Here is a 16,729-nt window from a genome sequence, read left to right as displayed (position 1 = left end):
CCTCGACCCTTCGACTCCTAGCACTTCATAATTTTAATCTTCGTCTATCAACGCGAATTAGGGGTTAATAAATTATTTCCGTAGCATAATTAATGCAACAAACCTGCCCTGAAGCAAGCTGAATCCTTATGCTCCCATTCTCATCTATGTCTTTAAAAATTCCTGAAATTTTTGTGTTTCCATCATTTACAGTAACCATCTTACCTAACTTATAAGCTCTTTTAAGCCAATATTGTCTTATTTTACTAAACCCTTCTTGTTTCCATCTATTAAAATATTTTTCAAAGTTAATCATGAGAAGCTCTAATAAATATTCTAGATCTTTTACTTCTATACTCTCATCGGATAAATTGGTTGCCAATTGATCAATATTTAAAGGACTTCTCTTAACGTTTATGCCAACACCTATAATGAGATAATTATTATCATTTATACTAATAGACTCAAGCAATACACCCGATACTTTCTTGTCATTTATCAAAACATCATTGGGCCATTTTAATTTAATAGAATTTTCTGATCTAGTGGTCAAAGAATTGATAGTTTTATAAACAACAATAGCCATAACAAAAGATAATTGCGGAATATAGCTAAGATTAATCTTATGATTTAATAATATACTAACATGCAAATTCCCTAGACTAGAATGCCAAATTCTACTATTTCTTCCACGCGATTTTGTCTGATTTTTTGCCAATATTACATAATTTTTATCAGGACAATCCTTAGCCATCCTAATAGCTTCAGAACTGGTACTATCTATCTCATCAAAAATTAGTAGATTATATTTTTCCTGCCACGACATAGCTATAAACCATCCATAGTATCAGCAAATGGCTGGATAAAAACACACAGTAGCAATAAAACTCCAATAATCAAATAGCATATAAATTTTAAGCTCTTAGGTGTTGGTACTAAAACTCGTTTCAAACTTTTATCCGCCTCAAAAAAATACATAAACTTAACTATTTTCAGGTAATAATAAGCCGCTACAACACTTGTGCCAATAGCTATAAATGCTAGAGTAAATTGTTTCTCTATAATAGCCTGATAGAAAACGCTGTATTTCGCAAGAAATCCTGCCAGTGGTGGAATGCCTATCATAGAGAACATGATAATCGCAATCCCAGCAGCTAACGCCTTACGGGTAGAAGCAAGACCTTTAATATCATCAAAAGTTGCCGTATCTGATTTTTTACCTAGCAGATTAATTAGGCAAGCAAAAAAGCCAGTGACAGAAGCAGCATAAATAACCATATATAGTAAGGCTACTCTATCACCGTAAGGAGTATGAAAAGAAATAGCCATTAACACATAGCCAATATTTAGAATAGTGCTGTAACCCATTAGCCTTTTGAGGGAGGTTTGTCTAATAGCACCAGCTGCCCCAATAAGCATAGACAAAATCGCAGTGATTTTTATTAGATCAACTGAAATTTGCTTATAATCCCCAATTACCATAGTCATTATATTTAATAATACCACCACATTACCAATTTTTGTGGCAGCAGAGAAATAGGTAATTGAAGGAATGGGAGACCCTTCATATACATCTAGCGTCCAACTATGCAAAGGAGCAGCTGATAATTTAAATAAGATACCACTTAAAAAAAGCACTAAGCCCACTATTAAACCAATATTTGGCTGTGGTGAATGATTCAATTTCTCAAAAATATTACTATAATCTAAACTACCGCCAAATCCATAAATAAAGGAAATACCAAATAACGTTAGGCAGCTAATCAAAGACCCAAGGATAAAATATTTTAACGCTCCTTCTGATGCTTTAATATTATTCAGATTAAAGCCAGCTAATACATAGGCTACCAGTGCCTGTAACTCCATAGCAACAAATAAAAGTAAAAAATTACGGGCTGATATAGTAATAAAAACACCAACAGTAGAAAGCAGCACTAAGGTTATAAATTCTGTTTTAAACTCCTCCCCAGTAATTTTACAATATGCATGATAAATTATCATAGTCATTATTGAAAATAATAAAACAAAGAATTTAAAAGCAACAGTAAAATGATTAACGACAAAAGAATTATGAAAAGCTATTATATCATTATCTGAACCTTGTAAAGCAAGGTACTGCAACTGTTGAAAAGCAACAATAAGTAATATTGCTGATAGTAATATCTGAGTATTGCTAATGGCTTTAGTTTTTGTACTAAATAACACGGCATATGTCTGAGAAAACAAAGCTAGTAAGGTCAGCATTATCTCAGGTAAAATAATTACAAATTGTTTAAAAATTGGGTCTGTCATATTGCAAGTTTCTAAGTTTTTATATAAATCTAATATATACTATAAAATCGCTAGCACTAAGTACGAATAGTAAAAAATATTCAATTATATAACTCCCGAGTAAGTTCTTGATATTATAGCTAAACTGGAAAGGTTTTAGCCAAAAAACCGTCATTGCGAGAAGCCGCTGCAAGCGGCGACGCGGCAATCTAAGATACGCGAAGCGTTACTCTAAAAAACAGCTTCGCTGTTTATCTAGATCGCCACGGCATCTAACGAGCCTTGCTATGACGGCTGTGTTTAATTTGTTTATACATGTTCAATCATTACGCTCTTAAGTTGACGCCTATGTGCAATGACGGAGGGGCTATCTAGAACCTTAACGGGTTAGCTATATTTATCAAGTACCATAGCCATAATCTTACTAGCTATAGGGGCTGCTGCCCTACCCCCGCCTCCACCATGATCTACAAAAACTAAAATAGAGTAACGAGGTTGTAGGTAAGGAGCAAACCCAGCGAATATAGCGTGGTTACGCCTTTCCCAAGCAATTGACTCTCTATTTAAATCATCATTGATATTAGCCTTTGATTGCACTTGTGCCGTACCTGTTTTACCAGCTAATTGATGCCCTTCTGTCAAAATTCTACTATAATAGGCAGTCCCACCTTGCGTATTAACTGCTCTATACATGCCTTCTTTTAAAATATCTAGATATTGTTGATTTATATTAACCTGATCAAATACTGACCCATCTTTTACTGATATATCTTTAGCAATTTTAGGATTATACAATTTCCCATTATTGGCAATTGCCGTTACAAATCTAGCTAACTGGATTGGAGTAGCTGATAAGAACCCCTGCCCTATCGATAAATTAAGAGTATCACCAATCGTCCATTTAGAGTTAAATTTTTTCATTTTCCACTCTTCTGAAGGAACAAAACCTGATGCTTCTCCGGTTAAATCAATGCCAGTTTTTGTACCAAAACCAAAATTTCTTGCCATATCTAATATTCTCTTATGACCTATTAAGCGAGCTATTTCATACATATAAGAATTACAAGAATATTTGATAGCATTATACATATCAACGATACCATGGCCATGACGATTCCAGCACCTAGCGCTATTATTACCTAATACTGAAGCCCCAGTACAATTAACAGTTTTAGTCGGTTTAATGCCATTCTCTAATCCAGCTAAAATTGTAATAATTTTAAAAATAGATCCAGGTGGGTAAGTACTTTGTATGGTCTTATTAATCAACGGCTTATAGGGATCATTGACTAAACTTTGCCAGTAATCTTGGGATAATTTTATAAAATTATTAGCCTCAAATACTGGTGACATAGCCAGCACTAGCACATTACCATTAGTGGTATCGATAACTATTGCAGAGCAACCTTGTTTATTTAAGTATGGCTGCACTCTTTGTTGTAGTTCCACGTCAATATTTAGATGTAAGTCCTCACCTTGCTGGCTTTGAATATTGGTGATTTCTCTTACTTGTTTGCCCAAAGCATTTACTTCTATCTGCTTATAACCAAATTTCCCACGTAACTTGTCTTCATAATATTTTTCTACACCAAATTTTCCAATATTAAAATCCCCTAAATTGTTAATTTGTAAATCTTGTTTTTCTTGCTCATTAATCTGTCCAGTGTACCCTATCACATGACAAGTCGCTTCTGAAAAATGGTAAAATCTTGCATAACTAGCATCTACAAAAATAGAACTTAAATTTAACTTTTGTTCTTCAATAAGTGACATTTGTTGCCAGCTAAGATTATCTAGTATAACCAAAGGAATATGTTTATTGGCTTTTTTTATTTTTTGCTTAATGTAATTTTGTTCTTCTTCGGATAATTCTAGGATATTGGCAACTAGAGCTAATTCGTTTTTGTAATCATTGCCATTATGTATGTCAAGTAACAACCTAAAACAAGTTTGGTTTGTAGCCATAATGTTACCGTTGATATCATAAATTTGCCCTCTAAAAGGTGGAATTAGAATAAAACTTATACGATTTTTATCAGATAAAGTACGATATTTATCATTTTCAAGCAACTCCATAAAAAACATTCTTCCAGCCAATAACGAAAGCAATGTCAGTTTTCCTGAACCTATGAGAAAAGCCCTTCTTGATATTAACTGGCTATATAATATTTTACTATTTAGCATGTTTTCTAAAATATTCTAATGCTTTATCAAGTGGAATTCGTAGCAAATTATATGAGAATATAGTAGTTAGATACTGCATTAACATCATAAAATACCCCTCCGAAGATAAGCCTTTGCTTAAAATTAGCAAATATCTAAAATGTAATATAAAGAAATAATAGAAACAAAAGACGATAAAATTTGTTAAATAACTTCTAAGTACAAAAAATTTTCCTGTGAATTCTAAAATTATGTGAGCAATTATCAGAACCAAAGAATTTGTACCAATTGGCATGGAATATAACTGGTCAAAAATTATTCCTGCTAAAAATATTAGCCAAAAACCAATATGATAGAATGTGGAAAAATAGTAGAGTAAACTAACTTCAAAAGCTGGGAAAATAATAGATTCTCCATTAATTCTAAAATTTTCTAACGGAAAAATTAATAATAACAAACATAATTCTAATAATATTATTTTACCAAATATTTGTGATAAATTGCCAAAAAACTTCATACTAATTTCAGTTCTTTAATTACTGATGAAATAATCGGTAATGTTAGATCATATTTTCTTATGAGATCCAATACCAGTTTAGCAGATTCTCGACCCTCCACTAAGTATAAATTTTCATTTAAAAATTTATTAACATCTGAATGCTTCCCTAATTCATAACCAAATCTACTATTTCGTGATTCTTTAGAGTAACAAGTTAGCACCAAATCCCCTAATACACCTGGAGCATATAAAATAGAGCTATCCTCTAATTCTCCGTCAATGGCCTCAGATAAAATTTTTATTTCTTGAAGCCCCCCCGTTATCAGACCTGCTTTAGCATTCTGTCCATAACCTTTTGCCTCATACCACCCACTTTTTATCGCTACAATATTTTTAACAGCAGATGCCACTTGCATTGCTACCACATAGTCAGTTATAGTAACCTTAAATTGTTGTGATATTAAACTAATTGCCAATCTTCTTGCAAGGTCAATGTCTACAGAAGCAATAGTTACCGAACTTAATAAATTTTGGGCAACTTCTTTAGCTAGGTTAGGTCCAGCGATAAACGCCAACGGATTATTTGGTAATATCTTTTTTACTTTATCGGATAGTAGTTCTGTAGGATCTCTAGAAAAGCCCTTAGTTGCAACTAATAACGCCACATCCTTAGATATCCCAGTATCTTTTAATATATTCAGAGTATCATGAAAAGCAAAAGATGGTACAGCAATAATTATTACTTCTTGATCTAAAATAGCTGCCAACTCACTACAAGGCACTATATTACTTGGTAATGTAACATCACTACCCAAATATTTGCTATTGGTTTTACTATTTTTTATTTCTTCAACAATATTATTATCACGTAAAAATATGGGAGCAGCATCATAGCACCTTGCCACCTGACAGGCTAGTGCAGTTCCCCAACTACCGCCACCATAAACAGCAATATTTTTAAATTTTTTCATACCAAAATTTTTGAAATCATATGATTATCTTCTATAGCAACTAGCCGAGCCTTAACAATTTGTCCTACATCAAAATTACCTTCAAGCTTTACCGGAATAAAATTTTCTGTATGAGCTATGTTATTTTGTTCTACAAGTAGCTCTACTTCCTGCCCTATATTCCTTTGGAAAAATTTTTGTAATTGTTGTTCCCCGGCAGTTCTTAGAATTTCTGCTCTTACTTTTCTAATCGATTTTGCTATTTGCGGCATTCTTGCAGCCGGAGTTTCATCACGTTCAGAATATGGGAAAACGTGTAAATATTGTAAATCTGCCTCAGAGATCAGTCTTTTTGTATTATCAAACATTGCATCAGTTTCCGTCGGAAAACCAGCTATAATGTCTGCACCAAATGATACATTTGGTCTTAAATTACGCAACTTATGACAAAAATCAATAATATTTTGACGATTATGGCGACGTTTCATACGCTTAAGTATCATATCATCACCAGCTTGTAAACTAATATGAAAATGCGGCATAATCTTTGGTATATAAGCCATAAGATCGAACAAATCGTCATCGATCTCAGCTACATCAATTGAAGATAATCTAAGCCTCTTTAGTTCTGGAACCAAGCCAATAATTCGTCTAATCATCTGAGCAAAAGTTGGAGCTCCTGGCAAATCTGGTCCATAAGCCGTCACATCAACACCTGTAAATACTACTTCATTGTAACCATTTTCTACTAATGCCCTTAACTGTCGTACTATAACACCCATCGGTACTGACCTACTATTACCTCTACCATAAGGTATCATACAGAATGTACAACGATGATTACAACCATTTTGCACCTGAATGAAGGCACGAGACCTACCATCAAAACTACTCACCATATGATTAGCAGTTTCAGTAACCGACATTATATCATTTACCACCACTTTTTCTTCGGTAAATTGATAATGGGCAGCTATCAATTTTTCTTCATTACCAAGTACTTTATCAACCTCAACCATATTAGCAAAAATAGCTGGGTTATTCTGAGCAGCACAACCAGTAACAATAATTCTTACATCAGGATTATTTCTTTTAGCCTTACGAATTGCTTGACGTGATTGTTTTTCAGCTTCCTTAGTGACCGCACAAGTATTAAATACTATGACATTCTCAAGACCAGAAAGAGCTAGATTATTTTTGATCACTTCACTTTCATAAATATTTAATCTGCAGCCAAAAGTTACAACTTCTTGTGATTTAGTCATAAAAAAACTCCCCTCGTGAAACTAAAGTAGCAGGACCAGTCATTATTATATTCTCACCTTGCTTTGACATTTGTAGACTACCCAATTGAAATACTACTTGACAAGGAGAGCTAATAAATCCTAGCTTGACCGCAGAAGCAAAACTAGCACATGCTCCACTACCACAAGCAAGAGTTAAGCCTGTACCTCTTTCCCAAACCGATAAATAAATTTTATTATCCTTGATTGAAGCAAAATTAACGTTAACACCATCAGCAAATAATTCTTTTTCCTGTAATTTCTCTCCTATTATTTCTTTATCTTCAATAGCGAGATCACTAAAAATAACAAAATGTGGATTACCAATATCGGCACAGATAACTTCCTTGATGTCGATCATATAACGCTCTACAACCGGCCAAATTTTTTCGGATGAAGGCATCCAATCTTCCTCGAAACTAACTATCCCACTATCTACTTCAATCTCGTGCTCATTCAGTATCTTACAAGATAATTCTTTTCCATATACCTTCAAAGTGATTTCCTTTATACCTAAATCAAGATATACCAACTTGGCAAGACATCTTGAAGCATTACCACATAATTTGGCACTTGATCCATCTTGGTTATATATAATCATCTCATAGTAATTTGGTTTTTTATCATAAATAATAAACTGATCACAACCAATACCAGTATGGCGATTGGCAATCTTTAGAGATAATTGTTGCAAATCACAATTTTTAGGTAAATCACGCTGGTTGATAATCACAAAATCGTTACCTAATCCATGCATTTTAGCGAAATTGATTTTTTGGGACACAGAAATATCTTTAGTTGTTTGAGGTTATTATACCAAATATATGAAATTTATGTAAAAAATAATAGACCCCTTGTTAGTGTCATGTCTATAATGATATTAACAACTAACTAATAACTATTAAAAATATATCATTGAATTAGCCAAAAATTAAAAGAGCTTTATATGCCTTATTTGCAAAAATTTGTATTTGACTCACCTATGTTATGTGTTTTCTATTTAGGAGGAAAAGTTGAAGGTTGCAATATAGAAATGCATGATGTTGTATTTGCAGTCGGGAAATCTGATATTGAAATTTCTCAAAAAATTAAAAGCAAATGGTGTGGTATAAAAACATCTTTACATGTTGATTCTTGGTTCATACTAGCTAGTCTTAACGGTTTTGATGTTAAAATTACGGAAATAAAACCTCAATCTAGTACCAATCATTTATATTTTGTTAACCTTGGTTCTTATAAGAAAAACTTATTTGGAGAAAATCATTTTATCACTTTTGTTGTTGCACAATCGAGAAGCCAAGCCATTGAACAAGCAAGAAGAGAAGTGTCTAAGGGTACAGAAATGTTACATACTGACAATATCTATGATATAGATGAATGCATTAGAATTACTGAAGTTGATAATTACCATATTGCACTTGAATATACTGGCATAAAAAAGAAGTTAAGTATAATCAATGGTTATCAGCAGCTCAAATAAATAGTTATAATATTAAATTAAGGTCATATATACTTCTATGATTTCAAGAGTTGTGCTTTAGACACGACGACCTTAATTCTTGAAGTTCACCGAGTATACTTTGTTTTGATAGGAAATGACTCCTTGCATAACTAGTTGTAAAGAGTTATTTTAAGGTCATTGGAATCTAAATAAGTGATAAAATGACTTTTAACTCAAGCAAACTTAAAAATGGTCTAACTATTCTTACCTATAATATGTCTAATGTAAATTCTGTAGCTATTAATGTCATTGTCAATGTAGGTAGTCGCTATGAACAATCTTCAGAAATAGGCATATCCCATTTTCTTGAACATATGGCATTTAAAGGCACAACAACTAGGTCTGCTAAACAAATTGCTGAAGAATTTGACTCTATAGGAGGACATTTTAATGCATATACCTCGCATGAACAAACTGTTTATTATTCAAAAATATTGAATGAAAACTGCTATAAAGCTTTAGAAATACTGGCGGATATCATACAAAATTCAGTTTTTTCAAAGGAAGAAATAGCCAAAGAATATCAGGTGATTCTACAAGAAATTGCTCATGTTCAAGATAACCCTGATGAACTTATCCACGAAAAATTTTATAGTAGTGCTTATGAGAATCAAGCACTTGGCAGATCAATTCTAGGAACTCACGACAGTTTGGCTAAATTTGATAGAGAACATTTTAGTAATTACGTTGACAAACATTATAATGCCGAAAATATTTACTTATCAGTAGCAGGAAATATTTCCCATGAGCAAGTTGTAGAATTTGCCAAAAAATTATTTTGTTCATTAAAAAATAAACAAAATAGTCATTTTGAGAAAGTTAGATATACAGGGGGACATAGCTTTATCACCAAAGACCTTGAGCAAACTACCCTAGTTCTAGGTTTCGAAAGTGTGCCGTATTTTAACATACAACAATTATATCATACGCAAGTTCTTTCACTAACACTTGGCAGTGGTATGTCATCGAGATTATTTCAACAAATCAGGGAAAAACTTGGACTGGCTTATTCAATTGGTAGCTATAATAACTCCTACTATGATAGTGGGATTTTTGGCATATATGCCTCCACTAATCACGATAAACTACCATTCCTTGCAGAACAATTAGTTAATGAAATAAAAAAAATTTCTACAGACATCAAAGACTCAGAAATTGATAGGGCTAAAGTACAACTAAAAACTAGTATCTATATAGCTCAAGAAGAATCTTCTTATAAATCAGAAGAAATTGGTAAGAATTTTGCTGTTTTTGGCAAATATATACCTACTGAACAAACTATTGAATATATTATGAATATAACAAAACAAGATATAATAAATATTGCTAACAAAATATTTGTTACAAAACCTACTTTATCTATTATTGGTCCTAAACCACTTGCCATAGATTATCAAGAATTATGCCATAAGCTAGCTCTATGAAATCGGTGCTATTAACTAGAAGTTTAGAAGATAATAATGAAATCATTAGAGAATTGGAGAAAAATTGTAGTTTTAAATATATCTGTTCTCCTTTAGTGGAATATCAAGCTTTGCCATTAAATAGCACTATTTTGCATAATTATGTTAATATAATTGTCACCAGTAAATTTGCTGCTAGAATCCTTGCTGGACATCAAGAGCTAGAACAAAAGAATTTATGGATAGTCGGCAATTCATCAAAGTTAATTCTAGAACAAAAAAATTTTGTAGTACGATATGTTGCTACAAATATTCAAGACCTACTAGAAAACATCCCTCAAGAAATATATGAGCAAACCATATATTTATCGTCAAATGAAATTACTCAAGATTTGCCCCAAAAAATAAAAAGACACATTATTTATCGGGTAAAATACGCGACCCAGCTATACCAAATAGCAGAGATTGAAAAGGGCATCAATTTTATTTTACTATATTCACAGAACAGCACTAAGACTTTCATTGAATTATTAATAAAAAATAATTTGCTAAAACTACTAGATAATAGTTTAGTAATTACTATAAGTGAAAAAGTGGCAAATATTATTAGATATTTTGCCAAAAATGTGGTTTATTGTGATAATGGACAGCCGCAACAAATGTTAGAGTTATTAATTTATAATGCAAAAATCAGAAACTAATATAATAAAAGTTCGTAGTAATAATCCTATTATTCTCACAATTATTCTAATTGTGTTATTTGCCATATCAATAGGTTACATGACTTTTTTCAATAATAAAAAGGTCGATTCTGAATTACCCAATAATACAACTATTTCTAAAACAGACTCTATGTCAGAACATGATGTAATTCAAGAAGATAATAGCCCAAAACAAGCAGAAGTCTCATTAAACCACCAACCCGAACCATCTAAGACCCCCCTTAATTATAGCATTTATTTACTTAGCGTTAATCTTTTAGTGATGAATTTTTTACAAGATAAAGATTATACACAGCAAATTCGTCAAATTGAAACTATAGAGTTACCTACAAAAATAAAAAATACTTTGCTAGACCTACATAATTATAATGAAAATTATTTACTTAATAACAGTTTAGGTTTAATCAAGATCTTTCCAAAAGCAAATTGTTGGATCGAGAAATTTATTAAGATTGAAAGAAAATCTAGTTTTACCAAAGATAAAGAAAAACTAAAGTTGAGAATAATAGGCAATCTAGATTTTTTTATTAATTTCTTTTATTCAGAAGAATTACAACAAGAATTTGTAGAGTAAAATAATGATAAGATTATTAATAATTTGTATTACATTTTTGTTATTATATTTAGGTTTTTCTGTCTTAAATCAGCTTGACTCAACATTAACCTTAAATTTATATGATTATTATATAGAAACCTCCTTTTTTACTTTCATTATTTTATATATATTATTTACGCTTTTTAGTGCTATTTTTTTAAAAATAATATTTCTAATTATTGACCTACCTGCTAATTTAAAAGATATTTTCTTTTCCAAAAGAGCTACTACTGATAATTACCTACTGATGAAGGCTATGGCAGAGTATATTGCTGGTGAAAAATCAAAGTCAGTAGCAACTAGTCAAAAAATAGCTCATCGTTTAACTAAAGAAAACAAGGTATTTCATACTTTACTTTTAGCAGAAGCAGAATTAGATACTTCAATAAGAATAAAATATTTTCAGGAATTAGAGCAATCTAAACATTATAGTGCCTTTGTTACCAAAAGACTTGCACAAATATTTTATCAAAATAATATGTATGAAACAGCTGAGAATTATGCTGTTAGATCATTTAACCTAAATGAATTTGATAGTGAAACTTTAGAAATTTTACTTGATTGTTATGCTAAACTTTCTCTGTGGACAAAATTTATCTTTGTGGTATCCAAACTTAACAGAGTTGACGCACAAAAACTAGAGTCTATAAAGAACAAAATAGCTGATTATTATGTTGACGCTGCCAAAAATATGCTAGAAGCTAATGAGACAAAAGATGCTATCCATTATTTAGAATCAGCTATTAAACTTATACCTTCACATATCTCCGCATTAAATCTCTATCTACCTCTAAATTCTTCTAGCTGGAATAATAAAAACATTGAAATATTAAAAGCTGCCTTCGCAAATAACCCTTCTTTTGAGATTGTAGAATTATATAAGCAATTTTCTTCTGTACCCCCTTTAAGAATTTATGAAGATCTAGTAATGTTAGTAAACCCTAAACAATATTTAGGGCTATTTTTAGCTATAGCCGCTTATTTAGGCTTACCGGAAAAGATTAAAAATCTTAAAAATGAACCTGAACTATTAGCTTTTCATGATATTTGAGCTTAATATACTCGATGAAAATCAACAATTGCGTTGTCGTTGTCCAAGACCTGCGGTGCTCACGTACTAATGTACGCTACGCTCCTCGGCTTGGACACTCCTAGCACTTGTTGATTTTGATCTTCGTCTACCAACTCTTCATTTACGAGCAGTATATTACATCAATACTCGAGCTTAATATATCTCCTGAGAAGTATCTTTTTCGGGAGGAATATTATGGAAAGCATCATTATCTTGACCTTGGTTCTGATAATCTAATACTGGTATATCATGAATTTTGAATGCTTCCATAATACTACTAGAAGAAGTAACTTTACCAGTTGTTGGATCTATTGGTAACAATTTAATTGATTCTGGTACTTTAAATGCCAGTGATGGAATATCAGAATAAGCCTTCTCCATAAAATCAATAAATATAGGTAAGGCAACACTTGAGCCTGTTGCAGTTTTTCCTAGTGTTTTTGGCGTATCATAACCAATATATGTTCCGACAACTATTTTTGGAGTAAAACCAATAAACCAAGTATCCATACTATCGTTGGTAGTACCACTTTTGCCAGCTATGACCTTACCAAGTTTTTTTGCAGCGGTTGCCGTACCTCTTTCAACTGCTCCAGTAAGAAATGAGATAATCTGATAATCACTTGCTTCATCGGTAATCATCCGATAGTTGGGTTGAGGTAGGATAGGGAGTGATAAGTTATCAGTAAGCTGGGAGTCAGATACATTACAATTTTTACATTCCCTATTGTCTCTACGATAAATTATTTTACCATTACGATCTTTGATTAGCTCTACGAAATGTGGCGTAACTTTTTTTCCTGAATTAGCAATTATTGCATAAGCATTGGTCATTTTTTCTAGTGTAGTTTCGAGCGAACCAAGCACCATAGAATAAAATCTCTTCGGCTCATTATTAATACCAAATCGCTTGATTATCTCAGCAACTTTGCTTAGTCCTATAGCTTGTGCTACCCTAACAGTAACAAGGTTTCGTGATTTCTCAAGCCCTATACGCATAGTAATTGAACCTAGAAAATTTCCTTTATAATTTTTTGGTCGCCAAACTGGCATGCTAGGACCTTGCGGAATCTCTACTGGACCATCTTCAAAAATTCTATTTGGCTGGATTGCGTTTTCTAAAGCAGCAAGATAAACAAAAGTTTTACTGAGTGATCCTGGTTGTCGCAACGCCTGAGTAGCACGATCAAATTTACTAACTGTGAAATCATATCCACCAACGCTGGCAAGTACCTGACCTGTTGTAGGATTCATCACTATAATCGCACCATTAACGGTAGGAATTTGCCTTAATCCGTAATTAGCATTTACTTTTTCGACTACTATAACATCACCCTTTTGTAAAAGAGTTTTTACTGATTTAAGATCATTTCTTGCCCACTTCATTTCTGATAAAACTATTTTTGACTTACTCAAGTCACAAAGACCAATTTCTGCTTGATTATCCGAAACATTTAACACAACAGCTAATTGATATTCTAAAATAGCTGGAGGTTTTGCTACTTTATTTAAATTATCTTGCCAGTTATTTAGATCAATATTAGTTATGACTCCTCTAAAACCATGCTTCCTATCATATGCTCTTATGCCTTGCCTAAGAGCATTTTCTGCAGCTTGCTGATAACCAGCATCAAGTGAAGTAATAACCGTTAACCCTCCAGTATAGAAATATTCTTTACTGCCAATTTTACTAATGACTTCTTCCCGTACTTGCTCAGCATAATAACCGGCTGTAACGGTTTCGTTACGATCCCGCTTTTGCAAAGTAATAGGGGTATCTACTGCTTCTTTTGCTGTCTCTTGCGTTATATAACCATCTTCCAACATTCTCATAATAACATAATCTCTACGATCTTTCACCCTAGCATAATTTCTCTCCGGATTAAAATTTGATGGTGCTTTTGGTAAACCAGCGATAAAAGCTGATTCGGCAACAGTTAAATCTTCAATAGACTTATTAAAATAATTCTGAGCAGCCATGGCAACTCCATAAGCTCCCCTACCAAAAAATGTTTGATTAAGATATAACTCCAAAATTTGATCTTTAGTAAAGGTTTTTGAGACCCTATAGGATAAAATTGCTTCTTTGATCTTACGTTCTATTGATACTTCAGAGGTTAATAAAAAATTCTTAACTACTTGTTGAGTAATAGTTGACCCTCCTTCTACTCTACGATGATGCAAAATATTAGAGATATTGAATATGGCTGCTCTGATTATACTTATAACATCAACTCCTGGATGTTCAAAAAAATTCTTATCTTCTGCTGAAATAAACGCTTCTATAAGAGAACGTGGTACACTACTAATAGGTACAAAAACTCTACGTTCCAAAGCATATTCCTCCATTAATTTTCCATTTTGTGCATAAACTCTTGTTACCGATGGTGGATGATAATCGGCAAGTTGAGAATAGTCAGGTAGATCTTTAGAGTAATGATACAACAAATATATACAAGCACTAAGAGCTATTATGCCTGATATTATAAATAATTTAAAAAATATATAAAAAAATTTGAGCATTTTTGACAAAGTATTTCTCACATTTATTCAAGTAAAAGTTTTATCTTAGATAATATTTCTGCTACCAGCTTTTTGTCTAACGTAATACTCGATAACCAAGTTTTCTTCTGAAGACTACAATTCATGGCAGTTTATGTCATTCTTAGCAACGGCGGGAATCCAAAAAAATAACCTGCAAAGGCTATTAGATATTATAGATTCCCGCCTACGCGGGAATGACATCTTCTCAGCTTCTTTTCATGACTTTTAAACTGTCCTGAATTATATAACTCAATAAAAACCTGATTATCAGGTCACAGCACCATTTCTCCGCTCAAACTACTTGCCCCAGCCTCGGTAATTTTTACATCGATAATCTGACCAAACAAATCTTTTGCAGGGTTTATTACATGCACCGACTGCATATAACATGTTTTTCCTATCAGTTGATTGTCCAATTTACCGTCACGATCAAACAATACTGGCATTATTTTGCCAATACAACTTTCATTAAACAATAATTGTTGGCGAGATATTTCTTGCTGTAAAATTGCTAAACGCCTAGATTTGATATGTTCAGGCACTTGCTCTTTAACCGCAGCAGGTGTACCAGGTCTTGGACTATATTTAAAAGAATAACACTGACCATAACCAACCTTCTTTACTAAATCTAAAGTGTCAGCAAAGTCTTCATCCGTTTCTCCGGGGAATCCTACAATAAAGTCAGATGAAAAGACTATATCTCTTCTCGCATTTCTTAAACGATTAATAATATCAAAATAATAATCTCTGTTATGTTTACGATTCATTGATTTTAAAATTTTGTTAGAACCTGACTGTACTGGCAAGTGTAAAAACGGCATCAATTTTGGTTCCGACCCATGTAACAGAATTAAATCTTCTGTCATATCAATAGGATGAGAAGTAACGTATCTAATACGCTCAAGATTTGCTATTTCTGCTATGTAGCTGATTATATCTGCTAAACTACATTCTTTGCCTTCAATAGTTTTTCCATGATAAGCATTAACATTCTGACCTAGCAAGATTACTTCTTTTGCTCCGTTTGAAACGGATTTTATGATTTCTCTGTATATTTGTTCTAGATTTCTTGAGAATTCTGCACCCCGAGTATAAGGGACAACACAGAAAGTACAAAATTTGTCACAACCTTCCTGAACTGAAATAAGGCTACTTACTCCTTGTATATTAGATTGTTCAGGTAACTTATCAAATTTAGCTTCTTCAACAAAATCTAATTTAATTACATGTTTTTCATGTCTAGCAATCTTTGCTATCAGCTCCGGTAAATCGTAGTAAGATTGTGGACCTACTACTATATCTACATAACTAGCTCTTCTAAAAATTTCGTCACCTTCAGCTTGTGCAACACATCCAGCAACAGTAACAATTACATTACCTTCTCCCTTTGACTTTCTATCATCTTTAATTTGTTTGATGCGACCAAGCTCGGAATACATTTTCTCTGCAGCTTTTTCCCTAATATGACAAGTATTTAAAATAATCATATCAGCTTGGTGCATAGAATCAATTGGCTGATAACCGAATGGCTCTAGCAAATCCTGCATCTTGATGGAGTCATATACATTCATTTGACATCCATAAGTTTTAATAAAAAGCTTTTTTTTCACGTTTTTTACTTAACAAAAATAAATTAGGTTGCATTATATATAATACTGTAAAAAATATGACATTTTTTTTTGAATGATTTTATTTGAGGTTATTGAGGTTTGGAAAGTTATGAAGCTTATAGCACATATGTTTGTGT

14 protein-coding genes are annotated in these 16,729 nt (G+C 32.5%); 5 read left to right on the top strand and 9 right to left on the bottom strand.

Annotated features, from left to right (window positions below):
• Window positions 1-64: 64 nt before the first annotated feature.
• The 7 genes from AAGD53_RS02145 to dapF all read right to left on the bottom strand — a co-directional run bounded on the left by AAGD53_RS02145 (window position 65) and on the right by dapF (window position 7,929).
• Window positions 65-805 carry a biotin--[acetyl-CoA-carboxylase] ligase gene (locus AAGD53_RS02145; RefSeq protein ID WP_341762065.1) on the bottom strand — a complete coding sequence of 247 codons (741 nt, stop codon included), beginning with the start codon at window positions 803-805 and terminating at the stop codon, window positions 65-67.
• A 2-nt stretch (window positions 806-807) separates the two neighbouring features.
• The gene (gene nuoN, locus AAGD53_RS02140; RefSeq protein ID WP_410521111.1) at window positions 808-2,271 is read right to left on the bottom strand and encodes an NADH-quinone oxidoreductase subunit NuoN; all 1,464 of its coding nucleotides are present in this window, start codon (window positions 2,269-2,271) and stop codon (window positions 808-810) included.
• A 366-nt stretch (window positions 2,272-2,637) separates the two neighbouring features.
• Window positions 2,638-4,434 carry a penicillin-binding protein 2 gene (mrdA, locus tag AAGD53_RS02135; RefSeq protein WP_341763102.1) on the bottom strand — a complete coding sequence of 599 codons (1,797 nt, stop codon included), beginning with the start codon at window positions 4,432-4,434 and terminating at the stop codon, window positions 2,638-2,640.
• Window positions 4,424-4,930, bottom strand: coding sequence for a hypothetical protein (locus tag AAGD53_RS02130; protein WP_341763101.1), 507 nt, complete (start codon window positions 4,928-4,930; stop codon window positions 4,424-4,426). The genes mrdA and AAGD53_RS02130 overlap by 11 nt, the downstream gene beginning before the upstream one ends.
• The gene (locus AAGD53_RS02125) at window positions 4,927-5,883 is read right to left on the bottom strand and encodes an NAD(P)H-dependent glycerol-3-phosphate dehydrogenase (RefSeq protein ID WP_341762061.1); all 957 of its coding nucleotides are present in this window, start codon (window positions 5,881-5,883) and stop codon (window positions 4,927-4,929) included. The genes AAGD53_RS02130 and AAGD53_RS02125 overlap by 4 nt, the downstream gene beginning before the upstream one ends.
• A complete protein-coding gene (gene mtaB, locus AAGD53_RS02120; protein WP_341763100.1) occupies window positions 5,880-7,127 on the bottom strand; it encodes a tRNA (N(6)-L-threonylcarbamoyladenosine(37)-C(2))-methylthiotransferase MtaB in 1,248 nt (415 codons plus the stop codon). Before mtaB ends, AAGD53_RS02125 begins: the two co-directional genes overlap by 4 nt.
• Complete coding sequence (gene dapF / locus AAGD53_RS02115) at window positions 7,120-7,929, bottom strand: diaminopimelate epimerase (RefSeq protein ID WP_341763099.1); 810 nt, start codon at window positions 7,927-7,929, stop codon at window positions 7,120-7,122. Before dapF ends, mtaB begins: the two co-directional genes overlap by 8 nt.
• A gap of 162 nt (window positions 7,930-8,091) precedes the next feature.
• On the opposite strand from dapF, the gene AAGD53_RS02110 reads away from it, so the two are divergent.
• From AAGD53_RS02110 to AAGD53_RS02090, 5 genes are all read left to right on the top strand, one after another.
• Window positions 8,092-8,625 (top strand): DUF1543 domain-containing protein, encoded by a 534-nt coding sequence (locus tag AAGD53_RS02110; protein ID WP_341763098.1) that lies wholly within the window; start codon window positions 8,092-8,094, stop codon window positions 8,623-8,625.
• Window positions 8,626-8,807: 182 nt separating this feature from the next.
• A complete protein-coding gene (locus AAGD53_RS02105) occupies window positions 8,808-10,070 on the top strand; it encodes a pitrilysin family protein (protein ID WP_341763097.1) in 1,263 nt (420 codons plus the stop codon).
• Window positions 10,067-10,750, top strand: a complete 684-nt coding sequence (locus AAGD53_RS02100) for a uroporphyrinogen-III synthase (RefSeq protein WP_341763096.1) — start codon at window positions 10,067-10,069, stop codon at window positions 10,748-10,750. Before AAGD53_RS02105 ends, AAGD53_RS02100 begins: the two co-directional genes overlap by 4 nt.
• On the top strand, window positions 10,731-11,345 hold the full coding sequence (locus AAGD53_RS02095; protein ID WP_341763095.1) for a hypothetical protein: 615 nt from the start codon (window positions 10,731-10,733) through the stop codon (window positions 11,343-11,345). Before AAGD53_RS02100 ends, AAGD53_RS02095 begins: the two co-directional genes overlap by 20 nt.
• Before the next feature lie 4 nt (window positions 11,346-11,349).
• On the top strand, window positions 11,350-12,417 hold the full coding sequence (locus AAGD53_RS02090; protein ID WP_341762053.1) for a tetratricopeptide repeat protein: 1,068 nt from the start codon (window positions 11,350-11,352) through the stop codon (window positions 12,415-12,417).
• 174 nt (window positions 12,418-12,591) lie between these two features.
• Here AAGD53_RS02090 and AAGD53_RS02085 read toward each other — a convergent pair whose 3' ends face one another.
• Complete coding sequence (locus tag AAGD53_RS02085) at window positions 12,592-14,961, bottom strand: penicillin-binding protein 1A (protein ID WP_341763094.1); 2,370 nt, start codon at window positions 14,959-14,961, stop codon at window positions 12,592-12,594.
• Between the two features lie 293 nt (window positions 14,962-15,254).
• On the bottom strand, window positions 15,255-16,592 hold the full coding sequence (gene miaB / locus AAGD53_RS02080) for a tRNA (N6-isopentenyl adenosine(37)-C2)-methylthiotransferase MiaB (RefSeq protein ID WP_341763093.1): 1,338 nt from the start codon (window positions 16,590-16,592) through the stop codon (window positions 15,255-15,257).
• Window positions 16,593-16,729: the final 137 nt, after the last annotated feature.

It is taken from the genome of Candidatus Tisiphia endosymbiont of Melanophora roralis, assembly GCF_964026575.1.
In the GTDB taxonomy this organism is placed as follows: domain Bacteria; phylum Pseudomonadota; class Alphaproteobacteria; order Rickettsiales; family Rickettsiaceae; genus Tisiphia.
This window is presented reverse-complemented; position numbering and strand designations above follow the sequence as displayed.